The following is a 2,745-nucleotide window of genomic DNA, read 5'->3' as shown; positions in this document are numbered from 1 at the left end:
CACGGTGAGCGCGGTGTCGATCGGCAATTCGGTCAGGATTTCGGCGCTGGCCGAGGGGCTGGAGCGGAGATTGACGCGGTCTTCGATTGTCACCACGGCGGTGCCGGGGTCGATGGCCGCCGGGGCTGGCGTCGCCACATCCTGGGCGGGTGCATCGGCGCCCCCGCCGACGAAGGCGACGTAACGAGGGGAGCCGCCGACGTGGGAGGGCAGGATCCGGATCAACTCCGCCGTCGCAAACCCCTGAGGCTCGAAGGCGACCCAGCCCTCGCCGGACGCACCCGGAAGATACTCACGGCTGACATCCGGATTGGGCGGCGTCAGGGTTGTCGTGTGGTCCCAGGGATCGCCGGCGGCGTCCGCGATCTCGAGCGCGCTGGTCGCGAAGTAGGCCGGAAAGGGGCTGACATTGCGAACCGCGACGTTGATACCGATGAAGCCGCCGATACCCCCATATCCGGATCCGAGCGCCCGGAGCCGGAAATCGGCGAGATCGAACACGGCTTGCCCGTAGATCACGTCCTGAATCGTGACGTCCCAACCGCCGGTGCGGACCGTGTCGCCGATCGCCGCCGGGCGGGCGGGGTCCGCGCCAACGTCGGTGTCGGCCCCGTCGATCGCCTCGACCGCTGGCAGCGTCGCACCTTCGGCGAGCGCGAACACGGAGTCGCCCCAACTACTGGCGATCGTCGCGCTGTCATACCAGAGAAGTGCCGCCGCCGGGTCGTTGACCGTGGAGACGACCCACCCTTCGCTCGACGTAGCGGGCGCCACCACGGCGTGCAGGGGAGGATCGGGCAGAACCACACCGGGCGAACGACGCAGGATCCCATCACCGCCGGAAACAGCGAAGTCGGCCTGAGCGATGCTTAGCGGGCGATCCGACGTATTCTCGACCGTGACCCGGGCCGCAATGTAGGAGAGGCCGTCGGGTGCAGCCGGGTTCTCGGAATTCGTCTGCGCCAGCAACGCGTTGGCCTCGGCCCCGGCAACAACTTCCGCCACGGTGATGCGCCAGGGGCCCGCATCCGCCGGCACACCCAGTGGTTGGACACTGAGCGATTCAGTTGATTGGATCATCGCGATACCTCTTCCTATTAATGTTGCGCGATGGCGCGGCAATGAGTGCATCAGGGCCTCATGGCGGATGAGACGTCCCGAGTCCGTGCCGGTTTCCACTCAGGGACGATACTGAACAATGGAAAACCGCGGCGTCGGGCAACCGCTCCGTCCATGCCGTACGTTCGTGACAATGGTACCTTGAACGGAAATCAGTTGACCGTGCCCAATTTGCGATATGAACAGTGATCCAGAATCATCGTATGATCGTTGAACCGCATGAAGACCTGAGGCCGAATGTGGGCCGTGGCCTGAATCTGGCTATAAGGTTGTATGATGGGTTCGTCGCTTGACGAATCGCACGTTGGTGTCGAATGCCTTCAAGGTATCGGAACCAGTGAAATCAATGGAGTGGAAAGGGAGACGGAATGCGGTCATTGCACCATGTTTTTCTCGACAGTGTACGAGAGCAGCGCAGTGGGATTGTCGCGGGCCCGGCGACCAGTCGCCTGCTTGCCGCGCAGACCGAGTTCACCAGCGATGTAGATGTCCTGAACTACGCGCTGACACTTGAGCACCTCGAGGCGAATTTCTACCAACTGGTGCCGGATTTTGAGTTCGGCGAGGACGGGTTCGGCAACTCGATCACGGACAACCTGACGACCATCGGCGAGCACGAGACCGCCCATGTCGACACACTGACTGCGGTGATCTCCGACCTCGGCGGCGAGCCGGTCGAGGCGGCCGAATACGACTTTGGCGTCACGGATGCGACCAGTTTCCTGGCGACCGCGGCCGTCTTTGAGAATCTCGGTGTTCAGGCGTACGATGGCGCCGCCGCCTCGATCGAGAGCGTTGACCTCCTGCTTGCCGCTGGTGGCATTGTCGCCGTCGAAGCACGTCACGCCGCTTACCTGAACCTGCTGAACGGCGAGAGCCCGTTCCCGGCGGCGGTCGAGACCCCGTTGACACCGGACGAAGTGCTCGAAGCCGCGGGCCCGTTCATCGTCTCCGAGGCCACGCCGGAAGCATAGTTCTGGTTCCTTGGTGCCCGAGCGGGAACTCGTCCATCTCCGGACGCCGTATCGTCCGTTGACATCTTGAAAGGGAGAACTCTCAATGCCAACCACGTCTGACAAGCGGTCAGCCTACGAGGCGCTGCTCCAGAAGGCGGTCGAATCCCGCCTCAGCGAAGTAACCCGCCGTGGCCTTCTTCGGAATGCTGCCGTCGCTGGTGGCGGTCTTGCCGCCATGGGCACCGTCGGCTTTGCCGTCGCCCAGGATTCCACGCCCGAGGGTAACCTCGCCACGCCGACCGATGATGAGGGCGCCACACCGGCTGCCGATTCGCCGTTCGAGACCGAAGCGGATGTCCTCAACTTCGCCCTTACCCTCGAGCACCTCGAGAGCGCGTTCTATCGTGACGGTCTCGCCGAGATCGGCGAAGAGGGCATCACGGGTCTTGGTTTCCAGACCAGCGTGTTCGAGAACCTCAATGAGATTGCCGCTCACGAGGCCGCTCACGTCGAGACCCTCACGGGCGTCGTCACCGATCTCGGTGGAGAGCCGGTCGAGGAAGGCACGTACGACTTCGGGTACACCGACGCCGCCAGCTTCCTGGCGGTCGCCCAGGCCCTCGAGGACACGGGCGTCGGTGCCTACAACGGCGCTGCCCAGTACCTGATC

At 63.9% G+C, this 2,745-nt stretch carries 3 protein-coding genes; 2 read left to right on the top strand and 1 reads right to left on the bottom strand.

From position 1 onward, the window contains the following. A partial coding sequence (locus QZX79_RS09880) for a hypothetical protein (RefSeq protein WP_294568038.1) occupies positions 1-1,080 on the bottom strand: 1,080 nt, incomplete at its 3' end. 407 nt (positions 1,081-1,487) lie between these two features. Between QZX79_RS09880 and QZX79_RS09875 the strand changes: the two genes are divergently transcribed. Next, complete coding sequence (locus QZX79_RS09875; RefSeq protein WP_294568036.1) at positions 1,488-2,093, top strand: ferritin-like domain-containing protein; 606 nt, start codon at positions 1,488-1,490, stop codon at positions 2,091-2,093. Between the two features lie 85 nt (positions 2,094-2,178). Beyond that, the coding region (locus QZX79_RS09870; RefSeq protein WP_294568034.1) for a ferritin-like domain-containing protein at positions 2,179-2,745 on the top strand (567 nt) is incomplete at its 3' end.

Source organism: uncultured Arthrobacter sp. (genome assembly GCF_902805515.1).
Lineage (GTDB): Bacteria > Actinomycetota > Actinomycetes > Actinomycetales > Micrococcaceae > Arthrobacter_D.
This window is presented reverse-complemented; position numbering and strand designations above follow the sequence as displayed.